A 1,422-nucleotide genomic window follows, 5' to 3' on the forward strand; every position below is an offset into this window, starting at 1 on the left:
CGAGAGCGTACGCTCTCGGTGAGGTGAGTGAAGTATGAATGGAGGCGGCGAATCGGATTTCCCAGAGGCTCGCGCACTCCAGTACTGACCGAAACGCAGACAGGCTTAACTTCCGTGTTCGGGATGGGTACGGGTGTGACCCTGTCGCTCTGGCCGCCTTAACGTCAACTCACGGAATCGAACCGTGACCATGGATACCAATCGTTGATGGTTCGACATGAACCGTATGATTACGTGCAATCCAGTTTGCGCCTGGACTCACATTCCGTGAATGTGAATTCCAATATGCGGTATGATTGTGTGGCGTTGACCAGTTAGTACTCGCGGGCTGAACACCTCGTTGCCTCGGTGCGTACACCCCGAGCCTATCGAACTCGTCTTTTACGAGCGGTCTCGGATGATACCTCTTTTCCAGGTGGGTTTCGAGCTTAGATGCGTTCAGCTCTTACCCCGTGATGCGTGGCTGCCCGGCACGCGCTCTTTCGAACGACCGGTACACCAGTGGCATCCATTCGTAGTTCCTCTCGTACTATACGAACGTTCCCGTCAGGTATCGTAACACCCCCAATAGATAGCAGCCGACCTGTCTCACGACGGTCTAAACCCAGCTCACGACCTCCTTTAATAGGCGAACAACCTCACCCTTGCCCGCTTCTGCACGGGCAGGATGGAGGGAACCGACATCGAGGTAGCAAGCCACCGGGTCGATATGTGCTCTTGCCGGTGACGACTCTGTTATCCCTAAGGTAGCTTTTCTGTCATCAATGGCCCGCATCAAGCAGGCTCATTGGTTCGCTAGACCACGCTTTCGCGTCAGCGTCCCTCGTTGTGTAGGACACTGTCAGACTTCCTTATGCTCTTGCGCTCTTTCCCGAGTCTCTGACTCGGGTGAGGAAATCTTGGGGCGCGCTCGATATCTTTTCGAGCGCGTACCGCCCCAGTCAAACTGCCTGGCTACCGGTGTCCTCCGCCAGGAGTGAGAGTCACAGTCACTACCGGGTAGTATTTCACTGATGCCTCGGTGGCCCGCTAGCGCGGGTACCTGTGTAATGGCTCCTACCTATGCTGCACAGTAGCGACCGTGTCTCAGCGACAGCCTGCAGTAAAGCTCTATAGGGTCTTCGCTTCCCCTTGGGGGTCTCCAGACTCCGCACTGGAACGTACAGTTCACCGGGCCCAACGTTGGGACAGTGACGCTCTCATTGATCCATTCATGCAAGCCGCTACTGAAGCGGCAAGGTACTACGCTACCTTAAGAGGGTCATAGTTACCCCCGCCGTTAACGGGTCCTTCGTCCCATTGTACTGGGTGTTCAGATACCCGCACTGGGCAGGATTCAGTGACCGTACGAGTCCTTGCGGATTTGCGGTCACCTATGTTGTTACTAGACAGTTGGAGCGTCCGAGTCACTGCGGCCTGCCC

At 55.8% G+C, this 1,422-nt stretch carries 2 rRNA genes; both read right to left on the minus strand.

Annotation, left to right across the window (positions count from 1 at the left end):
• Positions 1-39: 39 nt before the first annotated feature.
• Positions 40-161: ribosomal RNA gene (gene rrf / locus ACN2TU_RS26880) — 5S ribosomal RNA — on the minus strand.
• 133 nt (positions 162-294) lie between these two features.
• A 23S ribosomal RNA gene (locus ACN2TU_RS26885) occupies positions 295-1,422 on the minus strand; the annotation flags it as partial.

Source organism: Haladaptatus marinus, from assembly GCF_051194195.1.